Source organism: Pseudomonas sp. GW821-FHT09C08, assembly GCF_059418125.1.
Genome location: NZ_JBWKPG010000009.1, coordinates 24,528 through 38,787 on the forward strand (window position 1 = coordinate 24,528; position 14,260 = coordinate 38,787).

Annotated in this window: 14 protein-coding genes; 11 read left to right on the top strand and 3 right to left on the bottom strand. The window is 61.2% G+C overall.

Features of this window, described 5'->3' with window-relative positions; translation table 11 throughout:
- Nucleotides 1–46: 46 nt before the first annotated feature.
- Nucleotides 47–1,228 (top strand): formate-dependent phosphoribosylglycinamide formyltransferase, encoded by a 1,182-nt coding sequence (purT, locus tag AC07OJ_RS25845; protein WP_078050076.1) that lies wholly within the window; start codon nt 47–49, stop codon nt 1,226–1,228.
- A 127-nt stretch (nt 1,229–1,355) separates the two neighbouring features.
- Here purT and AC07OJ_RS25850 read toward each other — a convergent pair whose 3' ends face one another.
- The 3 genes from AC07OJ_RS25850 to AC07OJ_RS25860 all read right to left on the bottom strand — a co-directional run bounded on the left by AC07OJ_RS25850 (nt 1,356) and on the right by AC07OJ_RS25860 (nt 5,097).
- The gene (locus tag AC07OJ_RS25850) at nt 1,356–2,666 is read right to left on the bottom strand and encodes an MFS transporter (protein ID WP_065908695.1); all 1,311 of its coding nucleotides are present in this window, start codon (nt 2,664–2,666) and stop codon (nt 1,356–1,358) included.
- Nucleotides 2,667–3,033: 367 nt separating this feature from the next.
- Nucleotides 3,034–4,272: a transporter associated domain-containing protein gene (locus AC07OJ_RS25855; RefSeq protein ID WP_106802704.1), complete on the bottom strand. Its 1,239-nt coding sequence runs from the start codon at nt 4,270–4,272 to the stop codon at nt 3,034–3,036.
- 12 nt (nt 4,273–4,284) lie between these two features.
- A complete protein-coding gene (locus tag AC07OJ_RS25860) occupies nt 4,285–5,097 on the bottom strand; it encodes a cytochrome C assembly family protein (protein WP_065908699.1) in 813 nt (270 codons plus the stop codon).
- Nucleotides 5,098–5,331: 234 nt separating this feature from the next.
- Here AC07OJ_RS25860 and ffh point away from each other — a divergent pair, with 234 nt between their 5' ends.
- The 10 genes from ffh to thrC all read left to right on the top strand — a co-directional run bounded on the left by ffh (nt 5,332) and on the right by thrC (nt 14,219).
- Nucleotides 5,332–6,708, top strand: coding sequence for a signal recognition particle protein (gene ffh, locus AC07OJ_RS25865; RefSeq protein ID WP_003193965.1), 1,377 nt, complete (start codon nt 5,332–5,334; stop codon nt 6,706–6,708).
- A 251-nt stretch (nt 6,709–6,959) separates the two neighbouring features.
- Nucleotides 6,960–7,211: a 30S ribosomal protein S16 gene (gene rpsP, locus AC07OJ_RS25870; protein WP_016971935.1), complete on the top strand. Its 252-nt coding sequence runs from the start codon at nt 6,960–6,962 to the stop codon at nt 7,209–7,211.
- Nucleotides 7,212–7,216: 5 nt separating this feature from the next.
- Complete coding sequence (rimM, locus tag AC07OJ_RS25875) at nt 7,217–7,753, top strand: ribosome maturation factor RimM (RefSeq protein WP_003175898.1); 537 nt, start codon at nt 7,217–7,219, stop codon at nt 7,751–7,753.
- A complete protein-coding gene (trmD, locus tag AC07OJ_RS25880) occupies nt 7,735–8,508 on the top strand; it encodes a tRNA (guanosine(37)-N1)-methyltransferase TrmD (protein WP_177343966.1) in 774 nt (257 codons plus the stop codon). Before rimM ends, trmD begins: the two co-directional genes overlap by 19 nt.
- Nucleotides 8,509–8,553: 45 nt before the next feature.
- Nucleotides 8,554–8,904 carry a 50S ribosomal protein L19 gene (gene rplS / locus AC07OJ_RS25885; RefSeq protein WP_003175895.1) on the top strand — a complete coding sequence of 117 codons (351 nt, stop codon included), beginning with the start codon at nt 8,554–8,556 and terminating at the stop codon, nt 8,902–8,904.
- Between the two features lie 82 nt (nt 8,905–8,986).
- Entirely contained in the window at nt 8,987–9,400 is a 414-nt protein-coding gene (locus tag AC07OJ_RS25890; protein WP_003193963.1) for an acyl-CoA thioesterase, read from the top strand.
- Between the two features lie 144 nt (nt 9,401–9,544).
- The gene (gene xerD, locus AC07OJ_RS25895) at nt 9,545–10,441 is read left to right on the top strand and encodes a site-specific tyrosine recombinase XerD (RefSeq protein ID WP_065908700.1); all 897 of its coding nucleotides are present in this window, start codon (nt 9,545–9,547) and stop codon (nt 10,439–10,441) included.
- A gap of 141 nt (nt 10,442–10,582) precedes the next feature.
- Entirely contained in the window at nt 10,583–11,314 is a 732-nt protein-coding gene (locus AC07OJ_RS25900; protein WP_064053737.1) for a thioredoxin fold domain-containing protein, read from the top strand.
- 129 nt (nt 11,315–11,443) lie between these two features.
- The gene (locus AC07OJ_RS25905; RefSeq protein ID WP_106802705.1) at nt 11,444–12,748 is read left to right on the top strand and encodes a homoserine dehydrogenase; all 1,305 of its coding nucleotides are present in this window, start codon (nt 11,444–11,446) and stop codon (nt 12,746–12,748) included.
- Between the two features lie 61 nt (nt 12,749–12,809).
- Nucleotides 12,810–14,219, top strand: coding sequence for a threonine synthase (gene thrC / locus AC07OJ_RS25910; protein ID WP_495095461.1), 1,410 nt, complete (start codon nt 12,810–12,812; stop codon nt 14,217–14,219).
- The last annotated feature ends 41 nt before the right edge of the window (nt 14,220–14,260 follow it).

Here is a 14,260-nt window from a genome sequence, read left to right on the forward strand (position 1 = left end):
AAATGCCGGCCTTTCTCCAAATGATCCGCTCCCCTGAGGACCTGAGATGACCCGAATCGGAACTCCATTGTCGCCAACCGCGACCCGCGTTTTGCTGTGTGGCTGCGGTGAGCTGGGCAAGGAAGTGGTAATCGAACTGCAACGCCTGGGCGTTGAAGTGATTGCCGTGGATCGCTACGCCAACGCGCCGGCCATGCAGGTGGCGCATCGCAGCCACGTGATCAACATGCTCGACGGCGCGGCCCTGCGTGCGGTGATCGAAGCGGAAAAACCGCACTTCATCGTGCCGGAAATCGAAGCCATTGCCACCGCCACCCTGGTGGAATTGGAGGCCGAAGGCTTCACCGTGATCCCGACCGCACGGGCCACCTCGCTGACCATGAACCGCGAAGGCATCCGTCGCCTGGCCGCCGAAGAGCTGGACCTGCCGACCTCGCCGTATCACTTCGCCGACACGTTCGAAGACTACAGCAAGGCCGTCCAGGACCTGGGCTTCCCGTGCGTGGTCAAGCCGGTGATGAGTTCGTCGGGCAAGGGCCAGAGCCTGCTGCGCAGCGTCGACGACGTGCAGAAAGCCTGGGACTACGCCCAGGAAGGCGGGCGTGCCGGTAAAGGCCGGGTGATCATCGAGGGCTTTATCGACTTCGACTACGAAATCACTCTGCTGACCGTGCGTCACGTCGGTGGCACCACCTTCTGCGCGCCGGTCGGTCACCGTCAGGAGAAGGGCGACTACCAGGAATCCTGGCAGCCACAAGCCATGAGCCCGATTGCCCTGGCGGAATCCGAGCGGGTTGCCAAAGCCGTGACCGAGGCGCTGGGTGGCCGTGGTCTGTTTGGCGTGGAATTGTTCATCAAGGGCGACCAGGTGTGGTTCAGCGAAGTTTCGCCGCGCCCGCATGACACTGGCCTGGTGACCCTGATTTCCCAGGACCTGTCGCAGTTCGCCCTGCACGCGCGCGCCATTCTTGGCCTGCCGATTCCATTGATCCGTCAGTTCGGCCCTTCGGCGTCGGCAGTGATCCTGGTGGAAGGACAATCGACCCAGACGGCATTTGCCAACCTGGGCGCAGCCTTGAGCGAGCCGGACACGGCGTTGCGTCTGTTTGGCAAGCCGGAAGTGAATGGCCAGCGCCGCATGGGCGTGGCGTTGGCGCGGGATGAGTCGATTGAGGCGGCCCGGGCTAAAGCTACCCGTGCTTCCAAGGCTGTTGTTGTAGAGCTGTAATCCCACGCTGAGCCGTTCCCGCGCTCTGCGTGGGAACGCCGCGCTGGAAGCCCCGCGTGCGCTCTTAAGGGCATGACGCAGGGCGTCAGCGGATACATTCCCACGCAGAGCGTGGGAATGATCGTCATCAGGCGACCTTGTTCAAATCATTGTGACGCGTCTCTTTCAGGCACAGCACAGCAATCAGGCTGAGCAACGCTGCCGCCGACACATACCCACCGACATAACTCAGCCCACCCATCGCCACCAGCTTGGTCGCGAAGAACGGTGCGGCCGACGCTCCGACAATCCCACCCAGGTTGTACGCCGCCGAAGCGCCGGTATAACGCACGCGCGTCGGGAACAATTCCGGCAGCATCGCGCCCATCGGGGCGAAGGTCACACCCATCAGGAACAGCTCCAACGCCAGGAACAGCGCAACCGCCCAGGTCGAGCCGTGGGTGAGCAGCGGCTCCATGGTAAAGCCCGACAGAATCGCCAGGATCGCGCCGACGATCAGCACCGGCTTGCGTCCGTAGCGGTCACTGGCCAAGGCTGCCAACGGTGTGGCCAGGCCCATGAACAGCACGGCAAAACACAGCAGGCCCAGGAACGTCTCGCGGCTGTAGCCCAGGGTGGATACGCCGTAGCTGAGGGAAAACGCCGTGGTGATGTAGAACAGCGCATAGCACACCACCATCGAGGCGGCGCCCAGCAGGACCGGCAGCCAGTGCTGGCTGAACAGTTCCACCAACGGCACTTTCACCGGCGCTTCCTTGGCGACGGCATTGGCGAATACCGGGGTTTCATGCAGCTTCAGGCGCGCGTACAGGCCAACCATCACCAGCGCGGCGCTGAGGATGAACGGGATCCGCCAGCCCCAACTGCGGAACTGCTCGTCGCTGAGGTTCATGGCCAGGATCAGGAACAAGCCGTTGGCCGCGAGAAACCCAATCGACGGGCCCAGTTGCGGAAACATGCCGAACCAGGCGCGCTTGCCCTTCGGTGCGTTTTCAGTCGCCAGCAACGCCGCACCGCCCCATTCCCCGCCGAGCCCCAGGCCCTGGCCGAAACGCAGCACACACAACAGGATCGGTGCCCAGGCGCCGATGCTGTCATAGCCGGGCAGCAAGCCGATCAACGTGGTGCACACGCCCATGAGCAGAAGCGAGGCAACCAGCGTGGATTTGCGCCCGATACGGTCGCCAAAGTGCCCGAACAGCGCCGAGCCCAGCGGGCGGGCGATGAAGGCAATGCCGAAGGTCAGGAACGACGCCAGCATCTGCGCGGTGCCGGAGCTCTGCGGAAAGAATACCGGGCCGATCACCAGCGCGGCGGCGGTGGCGTAAATATAGAAATCGTAGAACTCGATGGCCGTGCCGACGATGCTCGCGGTAGCGACGCGGGCGGTCGAGTTGGTCGGGGCGGCGGTTGCGGCCTCGTTATAGGCGGTGCTCATTGAAGTATCCCTGATGGTCATTGCGCGTTTGGACGCGGATTATTATTGGTCGAACACCCATGGATCAGGGCAGTGCGCGGGGCGGCTCGGGATGGGAGCGAACACCGGTCAGACACGATAGAACGGTGCCTGGACGCGCTGTGTGCGGGTAGCACGCGGTCGGGCAGGGCTTGGGTAAGCCGCACCGATTATAGGAAGGGGTTTGCGGATCCAACAAGAGGCTCAGTCACGATCTATCAAACGCTGCAAATCAAGTGTGGGAGCGGGCTTGCTCGCGAAAGCGGTGGGTCAGTTAAAGATGGGCTGACTGATCCACCGCTTTCGCGAGCAAGCCCGCTCCCACATTGGAATGCGCAGTGCCGAAAAGCTAGGCGGCGACGGGCACGCGGCTGGTGTGCCAGATCAGCACTTTGCTCACACGGTTGTCCTCGGTCTCGAGGATTTCCAGGCGGTAGCGCCCGATTTTCAGGCACACCGCGCAATCCGGGATGGTCTCCAGGGCTTCGGTCACCAGGCCGTTGAGGGTCTTGGGGCCATCGCTGGGCAGGTGCCAGCCCAGGCTCTTGTTCAGCTCGCGGATCGAGGCGGCGCCGTCGATGATGTAGCGGCCATCGGGCTGCGCTTCGATGTGCGGGTTGTCTGCGGCCTGATCGCTTTCGAATTCGCCGACGATTTCTTCAAGGATATCTTCCAGGGTGACGATCCCCAGCACTTCGCCGTATTCATCCACGACCATGCCCAGGCGTCGCTGCTGTTTGTGGAAGTTCAGCAGTTGCAGCTGCAGCGGCGTGCTTTCAGGGACGAAGTAGGGCTCGTGGCAGGCGGCGAGCAGGGCTTCCTTGGTCAGGCTGGCGTCGGGCAGCAGGTGCTGGATCTGCCGAGTATTGAGCACCGCTTCGACCTGGTTGATATCACTGTGGAACACCGGCAGGCGGGTGCGCTGCGAAGTGCGCAGTTGTTCGATGATGGCTTCGATCGAGTCATCCAGGTTGATGCCGTCCACTTCGCTGCGCGGCACCAGGATGTCATTGACGGTAATGTTGTCCAGGGCGTGGATGCCTGGCATGCCGGGGGTACGGCTTTCGTCGGCGTCCGGTTCCGGCTCGTCGTCGTGGTCGGGCAGCGGTTCGTCGCTTTTTTTCACCACGCCGGTCTTGCGCGCGAACGGGCGCAGCAGCAACAGGCTGATGCCATTGAGCAGCCAGGCCAGCGGATAGAGGATTTTCAACGGTATGCCCAGCAGCGTGTTGCCAAAGCCCAGCACCGCTTGCGGATGGCGGGTGGCGAGCGCGCGCGGCAGGTAGTCGGCGAGGATCAGCAACAGGGCGCAGGAGATCAGCCAGCCGAGCCACGGGCCGTTCTGTGCCCAGGCATAGATCGCCAGCAGGGTGCACAGAATCACCACGGCAGCGCGGCACAGGCTGTTGCACAGGATCAGGCTATGACGGGGGAAACTCAGGCGGGCGGCGGCCTTGTCACCCTGGCGTGTGCCGGGGCGCAGGGCCAGCAGGTGCTGTTGCGCGGCTTCGATGGCGGTAAACAGCGCCGCCCATAACACCAGCAGGGCGATTACCGCGAACATCGGCTCCAGGGGCAAGTTGTCCATGATTGCAGCCCGTCAGATATGCAGGATGTATTCGCGGACCAGCTTGCTGCCGAAATAGGCCAGCATCAGCAGGCAGAAACCGGCCAGGGTCCAGCGAATCGCTTTGTGCCCACGCCAGCCGAGGCGGTTGCGGCCCCACAGCAACACGCTGAACACCACCCAGGCCAGGCACGCCAGCAGGGTCTTGTGCACCAGGTGCTGGGCGAACAGGTTTTCGACGAACAGCCAGCCGGAAATCAGCGACAGCGACAGCAGCGTCCAGCCAGCCCAGAGAAAGCCGAACAACAGGCTTTCCATGGTCTGCAGCGGCGGGAAGTTCTTGATCAGCCCGGACGGGTGCTTGTGCTTGAGCTGGTGGTCCTGCAGCAGCAGGAGCAGGGCCTGGAACACCGCAATGGTGAACATGCCGTAGGCGAGGATCGACAGCAGGATATGCGCGAGGATGCCCGGTTCTTCATCGATCACCTGCACAGTGCCGGTGGGGGCGAATTGCGCCAGCAGCACAGTCAGCACGCCCAGCGGGAATAACAGCACCAGCAGGTTTTCGACGGGGATCCGATAGCAGGCCATCAAGGTCAGCGCGATCACCGCAGCAGCGATCAGGCTGGCGGCGCTGAAAAAATCTAGGCCCAGGCCGACCGGCGTCATCAGGTGGGTGAACAGGCTCGCGGCATGGGCCAGCAGGGCAAGGACGCCCAGGCCGACCAGCAGGCGTTTGTCGGCCTTGGTGCCTTGGGCGAGGCGAGTGCCCTGATAGAGGGTCGCAGCGGCATACAAGAGGGCGGCGGCGAGGCTGGGTAGCAAACTGGGTGACAAGGGGACCATAAATCCTGATAGACAAGCCCGAAAGGCGCTGAGTTTGGCATACACCTGCGTTCCACGAAAGACTCCCGGGCCAGACAGCGGGTGTGCATGGACGCAGTCTTCGCTATAATCCGCGACCTGCCCACGCCGCAGGCTCGCCGAGCGCTGTTTTTAATAGCGATTTACCACAGCCTGGGCTGCCATTACCTCGGTCTACCAATGCATTTCGATGAATAGGGCCTGAAAGGATCGCGCATGTTTGAAAACCTGACTGACCGTCTCTCGCAGACGCTGCGCCACGTTACCGGCAAGGCCAAGCTGACCGAGGACAATATTAAAGACACCCTGCGTGAAGTGCGCATGGCGTTGCTGGAAGCCGACGTGGCCTTGCCGGTGGTGAAGGACTTCGTCAACTCGGTCAAGGAACGTGCGGTCGGCACCGAAGTGTCCCGCAGCCTGACGCCGGGCCAGGCCTTCGTGAAGATTGTCCAGGCCGAACTCGAAAGCCTGATGGGCGCGGCCAACGAAGACCTGAACCTCAGCGCCGTGCCGCCGGCCGTCGTATTGATGGCCGGTCTGCAGGGTGCGGGTAAAACCACCACCGCCGGCAAGCTGGCGCGCTTCCTTAAAGAGCGCAAGAAAAAGTCGGTGATGGTGGTGTCGGCCGACGTGTACCGTCCGGCGGCCATCAAGCAGCTGGAAATGCTCGCAGGCGAAGTGGGCGTGACCTTCTTCCCGTCCGACCTGAGCCAGAAGCCGGTCGACATTGCCAACGCGGCAATTAAAGAAGCCAAGCTGAAGTTCATCGACGTGGTCATCGTCGATACCGCCGGTCGCCTGCACATCGATGAAGAGATGATGGGCGAGATCAAGGCGCTGCATGCCGCGATCAACCCGGTCGAGACGCTGTTCGTGGTCGACGCCATGACCGGCCAGGACGCGGCCAACACCGCCAAGGCCTTTGGCGACGCACTGCCGCTGACCGGCGTGATCCTGACCAAGGTCGACGGCGACGCGCGTGGCGGTGCCGCGCTGTCGGTGCGCGCCATCACCGGCAAGCCGATCAAGTTCATCGGTATGGGCGAGAAGAGCGAAGCGCTCGAGCCGTTCCACCCTGAGCGTATCGCCTCGCGCATCCTCGGCATGGGTGACGTGCTCAGCCTGATCGAACAGGCCGAAGCCACGCTCGACAAGGACAAGGCCGACAAACTGGCCAAAAAGCTGAAGAAGGGCAAGGGCTTCGACCTCGAAGACTTCCGCGACCAGCTGCAACAAATGAAGAACATGGGCGGCCTCGGCGGCCTGATGGACAAACTGCCGAACATCGGCGGCGTGAACCTGGCGCAAATGGGCAATGCCCAGGGTGCGGCAGAAAAGCAGTTCAAGCAGATGGAAGCCATCATCAACTCCATGACCCCGGCCGAGCGCCGCGACCCTGAGCTGATCAGCGGTTCGCGCAAGCGTCGGATCGCCATGGGCTCCGGCACCCAGGTGCAGGACATCGGTCGCTTGATCAAGCAGCACAAGCAGATGCAGAAGATGATGAAGAAATTCTCCGCGAAAGGCGGAATGGCCAAGATGATGCGCGGCATGGGCGGTATGTTGCCCGGCGGCGGCATGCCAAAGATGTAAAGAATTCGCGCGGGAGCCCAGCTCCTGCTCCGACCCACAGGGATGTGGGATCTCCAGCAAACCCGCCATTGGCGGATGCTGACTCGCCGTTTTAACCGACGGCTCTATAGCAGATCTGAGTGGCACGCTGATAGGCGCCAGAAAAAGACATTTGCAAAAGTCCGGATATTCCTTAGAATATGCGGCCTTTCGGGCACCTATGCCCGCTGTGCATTTAGATTTGCAGCACCGACTACAGGAACGATGTTCACATGCTAACAATCCGTCTTGCCCTTGGCGGCTCCAAAAAGCGCCCGTTTTACCACTTGACCGTAACTGACAGCCGCAACCCACGTGACGGCTCTCACAAGGAACAAGTTGGCTTCTACAACCCGATCGCTCGTGGTCAAGAAGTCCGCCTGTCCGTGAACCAAGAGCGCGTAGCCTACTGGCTCAGCGTTGGTGCACAGCCTTCTGAGCGTGTTGCCAAGTTGTTGAAGGACTCGGCTAAGGCCGCAGCCTGAGCAATATGAACGCGACGCCAGCTGTTGCTGATGATTTGATCGTTATCGGCAAGATTTATTCGGTTCATGGCGTTCGCGGCGAAGTGAAGGTGTATTCCTTTACTGATCCGACTGAAAACCTGCTTCAGTACAAAACCTGGACGCTCAAGCGCGAAGGGAGTGTGAAACAGGTCGAGCTGGTCAGTGGACGCGGGAGCGACAAGTTCCTGGTCGCAAAGCTCAAGGGTCTTGATGATCGTGAAGAAGCTCGTCTTCTGGCTGGTTATGAGATCTGCGTGCCGCGCAACCTGTTCCCTGAATTGACCGACGGCGAGTACTACTGGTACCAGCTGGAAGGTCTGAAGGTCATCGATCAACTGGGGCAATTGCTCGGGAAAATCGATCATCTTCTGGAAACCGGCGCCAATGATGTAATGGTGGTCAAGCCTTGCGCTGGCAGCCTGGATGATCGCGAACGCCTGTTGCCGTATACCGAGCAATGCGTGTTGGCCGTCGACCTGGCAGCGGGCGAGATGAAGGTGGAATGGGACGCGGACTTCTAAGCGTGGCTAATTTGCGCATTGAAGTGATCAGTTTGTTTCCCGAGATGTTTTCCGCCATCAGCGAGTACGGCATCACCAGTCGGGCGGTGAAACAGGGGCTGTTGCAGCTTACCTGTTGGAACCCGCGAGACTACACGACGGATCGACATCACACTGTGGACGATCGCCCATTTGGCGGTGGCCCGGGCATGGTGATGAAGATCAAGCCCTTGGAAGACGCGTTGGTTGAGGCCAAGGCAGCTGCCGGGGAGAAGGCGAAGGTAATTTACCTGTCCCCTCAAGGCCGCCAGCTGAAACAGGCTGCGGTACGCGAACTGGCGAATGAGGAAGCACTGATCCTGATTGCCGGTCGCTATGAAGGCATTGACGAGCGGTTTATTGAAGCTCATGTCGATGAAGAGTGGTCGATTGGGGACTATGTCCTGTCTGGCGGCGAGCTGCCGGCGATGGTCCTGATAGATGCGGTTACACGACTGCTGCCTGGAGCTTTAGGGCATGCGGACTCCGCGGAGGAAGATTCCTTCACGGATGGTTTGCTGGATTGCCCGCACTACACCCGACCGGAGGTGTATGCGGATCAGCGTGTTCCCGACGTATTGCTAAGTGGCAATCACGCACACATCCGGCGTTGGCGTTTACAGCAGTCCCTTGGTCGGACCTATGAACGACGCGCCGATCTTCTGGAAAGCCGCTCGCTTTCTGGAGAAGAGAAGAAGCTGCTCGAGGAATACATCCTCGCGCGGGACGATAGTTAACAACGTATCGATGGTAGGTCCATTGACTTACCTTAGGAGCACAGCATGACTAACAAAATCATCCTTGCACTCGAAGCAGAGCAGATGACCAAAGAGATCCCTACCTTTGCCCCGGGCGACACCATTGTCGTTCAGGTGAAAGTGAAGGAAGGCGACCGTTCGCGTCTGCAAGCGTTCGAAGGCGTGGTAATCGCCAAGCGTAACCGTGGTGTGAACAGTGCTTTCACTGTTCGTAAAATCTCCAACGGTGTTGGCGTAGAGCGTACTTTCCAGACCTACAGCCCGCAAATCGACAGCATGGCCGTCAAGCGTCGCGGTGACGTACGTAAAGCCAAGCTGTACTACCTGCGTGACCTGTCCGGTAAAGCAGCTCGCATCAAGGAAAAACTGGCTTAAGTCCAGCTTCCCGATGCAGAAAAAAGCAGCCTACGGGCTGCTTTTTTGTGCCTGAAATTTGTCCATCTGCCGGTACTTTTCCATGACCACTCGCCTTGAAGAAATCCAGCGCCGCACCGACCTGTCCGTCACCCACGTGACCAAGGCCGTGTTCCCGCCGACCACCAACCACCACAACACGCTGTTCGGCGGCACCGCCCTGGCCTGGATGGATGAAGTCTCGTTCATCACCGCGACGCGCTTCTGCCGCCTGCCGCTGGTCACGGTTTCCACCGACCGCATCGACTTCAATCACGCCATCCCGGCCGGCTCCATCGTTGAGCTGATCGGCCGCGTGATCAAAGTCGGCAACACCAGCCTCAAGGTTGAAGTCGAAGTGTTCGTCGAGAGCATGAGTGCCGATGGCCGTGAGAAGGCGATCCAGGGCGTGTTCAGCTTTGTGGCGATTGACGCCGACAAGCGCCCGGTGCCGGTACTTCCAGGTTTCGTGGACTGAAATATTCCCCGTAGGAGCCGGCGTGCCGGCACTGGCGGCCTCAAGGACTGCGGTGCCGTTGCGGGCCTCATCGCCGGCAAGCCGGCTCCTACAGAGCGCGCAGCTAGGGTAGCATCTACCTACTTTTTCAGCGTCCGAGCCCTCATGCCCGCCATTGACCACCCCCTCATTGACCGCTTCCTCGACGCCCTGTGGCTGGAAAAAGGCCTGTCCGACAACACGCGCCAGGCTTATCGCAGCGATCTCGCGCTGTTCAATGGCTGGCTGCAGGACAAAAACCTCGAACTGATCAACGCCGGCCGCGAGCTGATCCTCGATCACCTGGCCTGGCGCCTTGAGCAGAACTACAAGCCGCGCTCCACCGCGCGATTTCTTTCCGGCGTGCGTGGCTTTTATCGTTATTTGCTGCGGGAAAAACTGATTGCCGTCGACCCGACCCTGCAAATCGATATGCCACAGCTCGGCAGGCCATTGCCCAAGTCCCTGTCGGAAGCGGACGTGGATGCCTTGCTCGCCGCTCCCGACTTGAGCGAAGCCATCGGCCAGCGCGACCGCGCCATGCTGGAGGTGCTGTACGCCTGCGGCCTGCGGGTGACCGAGTTGATCAGCCTGACCCTGGAGCAGGTCAACCTGCGCCAGGGCGTGCTGCGCGTGATGGGCAAGGGCAGCAAGGAGCGGCTGGTGCCGATGGGCGAAGAGGCGATCGTGTGGGTCGAGCGCTACATGCGCGATGGGCGCAGTGAATTGCTTGGCGGGCGCCCCAGCGATGTGCTGTTTCCCAGCCAGCGGGGCGAGCAGATGACCCGCCAGACCTTCTGGCACCGCATCAAGCACCAGGCCAAGGTGGCCGGGATCGGCAAGGCGCTTTCGCCGCACACCCTGCGCCATGCGTTCGCCACGCATTTGCTCAATCACGGCGCGGATTTGCGCGTGGTGCAAATGTTGCTCGGGCACAGTGACCTGTCCACCACCCAGATCTACACCCACGTGGCGCGTGCACGCTTGCAGGATATGCACGCCAAGCACCATCCGCGCGGTTGAAAACCGCCAATTTATCCTGCCACGGGCTGCCCTGCGGCCCAACTGTGGTAGGCTTTGCCGGTTAGCAAAGGGGACGGCCACAGCCCGAGTTTCCATATCGGTGTTCTGCTCCCGTCCCTGCATCTGCCTTCAGGAGTTCCCATGCGCTTGACCCAGATTATTGCCGCCGCAGCCATTGCGTTGGTTTCCACTTTTGTTGTCGCCGATGACGCTGCCGAGCAAACGATTCGCAAGAGCCTGGCCAACCTGCAGCTCGACACCCCGATCGAAAGCATCAGCGCCAGCCCGATGGCCGGCCTGTACGAAGTCAAGCTCAAGGGCAGCCGTGTGCTGTACGCCAGCGCCGACGGCCAGTACATCGTCCAGGGCTACCTGTTCCAGTTGAAGGACGGCAAGCCGGTCAACCTGACCGAGAAGGCCGAGCGCCTGGGCGTGTCCAAGCTGATCAACGGCATTCCGGTGGCTGAAACCGTGGTTTACCCGGCCATCGGCGAGACCAAGACCCACATCACCGTGTTCACCGACACCACGTGCCCTTACTGCCACAAGCTGCACGCCGAAGTGCCGGCGCTGAACAAGCTTGGTGTGGAAGTGCGCTATGTAGCGTTCCCGCGCCAGGGCCTCGGCTCGCCGGGTGACGAGCAGCTGCAAGCCGTGTGGTGCTCGGCCGACAAGAAAGCGGCCATGGACAAGATGGTCGATGGCAAGGAAATCAAGGCGGCCAAATGCGCCAACCCGGTTTCCAAGCAGTTCGCTCTTGGCCAGTCCATTGGCGTGAACGGTACACCGGCCATCGTTTTGGCAGACGGCCAGGTAATTCCGGGCTACCAGCCGGCGCCACAAGTTGCCAAACTGGCGCTGAGTGCCAAATAAACCTGCATCGTCGAACCTTTGACGAGCAAGGCCCTTCGACCAGTCGACGGGTCGTTAATTGAAAGCCGCAGTTGTGCGGCTGTTTTCCACGGCCGACCTAGCGTCGGCCGTTTCATGGGGAGTTCTTCAGTGAAACCGGTCAAAGTAGGCATCTGTGGGTTAGGGACCGTCGGTGGCGGCACCTTTAACGTACTTCAGCGTAACGCTGAGGAAATTTCCCGCCGTGCAGGTCGCGGGATTGAAGTGGCGCAAATTGCCACGCGTTCGCCAAAGCCTCAGTTCCAAACGACCGGTATTGCGATTACCAACGATGTCTTCGCCGTGGCCACCAACCCTGAAATCGATATCGTCATCGAGCTGGTAGGCGGCTACACCGTGGCCCGCGAGCTGGTGCTCAAGGCCATAGAGAACGGCAAGCATGTGGTCACCGCCAACAAGGCGCTGATCGCCGTGCACGGCAACGAGATCTTCGCCAAGGCGCGCGAGAAGGGCGTGATCGTGGCGTTCGAAGCCGCCGTGGCCGGTGGCATCCCGGTGATCAAGGCGATCCGTGAAGGCCTGTCCGCCAACCGCATCAACTGGGTGGCCGGCATCATCAATGGCACTGGCAACTTCATCCTGACCGAGATGCGCGAGAAGGGCCGTACCTTCGAAGACGTGCTTGCCGAGGCCCAGGCCCTGGGTTATGCCGAAGCCGACCCGACCTTTGACGTGGAAGGTATCGACGCGGCGCACAAGCTGACCATCCTGGCGTCCATCGCCTTTGGTATCCCGCTGCAGTTCGACAAGGCCTACACCGAAGGCATCACCCAGCTGACGACTGCCGACGTGAACTACGCCGAAGCCCTGGGCTATCGCATCAAGCACCTGGGCGTGGCGCGCAGCACTCCGGCCGGTATCGAGCTGCGTGTGCACCCGACGCTGATCCCGGCTGACCGCCTGATCGCCAACGTCAATGGCGTGATGAACGCCGTGATGGTCAACGGTGACGCCGCCGGTTCGACGCTGTTCTACGGTGCCGGTGCCGGCATGGAGCCAACCGCTTCGTCGGTGATCGCCGACCTGGTGGACGTGGTTCGCGCCATGACCAGCGACCCGGAAAACCGCGTGCCGCACCTGGCCTTCCAGCCGGATTCGCTGTCGGCCCATCCGATCCTGCCGATCGAGGCGTGCGAAAGCGCCTACTACCTGCGGATCCAGGCCAAGGATCATCCGGGTGTGTTGGCCCAGGTGGCCAGCATCCTGTCGGAGCGCGGTATCAACATCGAGTCGATCATGCAGAAGGAAGTCGAGGAACAGGATGGCCTGGTGCCGATGATCCTGCTGACCCACCGCGTGCTCGAGCAGCACATCAACGATGCCATCCGGGCTCTCGAAGCTCTTCAGGGCGTGGTTGGGCCGGTCGTTCGTATTCGCGTCGAACATCTAAATTAATTCAGCTGCAAGCGCCAGCTTGTCACTTGAAGCTTGCAGCCCAAACCGAAGGTTTGCCCCTATGCGTTACATCAGCACCCGCGGCCAGGCACCGGCCCTGAATTTCGAAGACGTCCTGCTGGCAGGCCTTGCCACCGACGGCGGCCTGTACGTGCCGGAAAACCTGCCACGCTTCACCCAGGAAGAAATCGCTTCGTGGGCCGGCCTGCCGTACCACGAGCTGGCGTTCCGGGTGATGCGCCCGTTCGTCACCGGCAGCATTCCGGATGCCGACTTCAAGAAGATCCTGGAAGAGACCTACGGCGTGTTTTCCCACAGCGCCATCGCGCCGTTGCGTCAACTGAACGGCAACGAGTGGGTGCTGGAGCTGTTCCACGGCCCGACCCTGGCGTTCAAGGACTTCGCCCTGCAGCTGCTCGGTCGCCTGCTGGACTACGTGCTGGAGAAGCGTGGCGAGCGCGTGGTGATCATCGGCGCTACCTCTGGTGATACCGGCTCGGCCGCCATCGAAGGTTGCAAGCACTGCGAAAACGTCGACATCTTCATCCTGCACCCGCACAAGCGTGTGTCGGAAGTACAGCGCCGGCAGATGACCACCATCTTCGGTGAGAACATCCACAACATCGCCATCGAAGGCAACTTCGATGACTGCCAGGAAATGGTCAAGAACAGCTTCGCCGACCAAAGCTTCCTCAAGGGCACGCGCCTGGTCGCCGTGAACTCGATCAACTGGGCGCGGATCATGGCCCAGATCGTCTACTACTTCCACGCTGCCCTGCAGCTCGGCGGCCCGGCGCGCTCGGTGTCGTTCTCGGTGCCGACCGGCAACTTCGGCGATATCTTCGCCGGCTACCTGGCCCGCAACATGGGCCTGCCGATCAACCAGTTGATCGTCGCCACCAACCGCAACGACATCCTGCACCGCTTCATGAGCGGCAACCAGTACGTCAAGGAAACCCTGCACGCGACTCTGTCGCCGTCCATGGACATCATGGTTTCGTCGAACTTCGAACGCTTGCTGTTCGATATGCACGGTCGCAATGGCGCGGCCCTGGCCGAGTTGATGAACAGCTTCAAGCAAGGTGGCGGTTTCAGCGTCGAGCAAGAGCGCTGGACCGAAACCCGCAAGCTGTTCGACTCCCTGGCCGTGGATGATGAACAAACCTGCGAGACCATCGCCGAAGTCTACGCCCAGACCGGCGAGGTGCTTGACCCGCACACCGCCATCGGCGTGAGGGCCGCCCGCGAATGCCGTCGCAGCCTGGACATCCCGATGGTGATCCTCGGCACTGCGCACCCGGTCAAATTCCCCGAAGCGGTGGAAAAGGCGGGTGTCGGCAAGGCGCTGGAGCTGCCGGAGCACTTGGCTAACCTGTTCGAGCGTGAAGAGCGTTGCACCGTATTGGCCAATGACCTGAAGGCTGTGCAGGCGTTTGTCAGTCAGCATGGCAATCGCGGCAAGCCTTTGTAAGGCGAACTGCGCAGACAAAAACGCCGCTTTCCCATCCTTGG

What these genes read in the sequence shown, in the direction of transcription:
- ffh (WP_003193965.1), top strand. Translation starts at nt 5,332, where the DNA reads ATGTTTGAAAACCTGACTGACCGTCTCTCGCAGACGCTGCGCCACGTT.
- AC07OJ_RS25850 (WP_065908695.1), bottom strand. Translation starts at nt 2,666, where the DNA reads ATGAGCACCGCCTATAACGAGGCCGCAACCGCCGCCCCGACCAACTCG.
- AC07OJ_RS25900 (WP_064053737.1), top strand. Translation starts at nt 10,583, where the DNA reads ATGCGCTTGACCCAGATTATTGCCGCCGCAGCCATTGCGTTGGTTTCC.
- AC07OJ_RS25860 (WP_065908699.1), bottom strand. Translation starts at nt 5,097, where the DNA reads ATGGTCCCCTTGTCACCCAGTTTGCTACCCAGCCTCGCCGCCGCCCTC.
- AC07OJ_RS25855 (WP_106802704.1), bottom strand. Translation starts at nt 4,272, where the DNA reads ATGGACAACTTGCCCCTGGAGCCGATGTTCGCGGTAATCGCCCTGCTG.
- AC07OJ_RS25890 (WP_003193963.1), top strand. Translation starts at nt 8,987, where the DNA reads ATGACCACTCGCCTTGAAGAAATCCAGCGCCGCACCGACCTGTCCGTC.
- purT (WP_078050076.1), top strand. Translation starts at nt 47, where the DNA reads ATGACCCGAATCGGAACTCCATTGTCGCCAACCGCGACCCGCGTTTTG.
- rplS (WP_003175895.1), top strand. Translation starts at nt 8,554, where the DNA reads ATGACTAACAAAATCATCCTTGCACTCGAAGCAGAGCAGATGACCAAA.
- xerD (WP_065908700.1), top strand. Translation starts at nt 9,545, where the DNA reads ATGCCCGCCATTGACCACCCCCTCATTGACCGCTTCCTCGACGCCCTG.
- thrC (WP_495095461.1), top strand. Translation starts at nt 12,810, where the DNA reads ATGCGTTACATCAGCACCCGCGGCCAGGCACCGGCCCTGAATTTCGAA.
- rpsP (WP_016971935.1), top strand. Translation starts at nt 6,960, where the DNA reads ATGCTAACAATCCGTCTTGCCCTTGGCGGCTCCAAAAAGCGCCCGTTT.
- rimM (WP_003175898.1), top strand. Translation starts at nt 7,217, where the DNA reads ATGAACGCGACGCCAGCTGTTGCTGATGATTTGATCGTTATCGGCAAG.
- trmD (WP_177343966.1), top strand. Translation starts at nt 7,735, where the DNA reads ATGGGACGCGGACTTCTAAGCGTGGCTAATTTGCGCATTGAAGTGATC.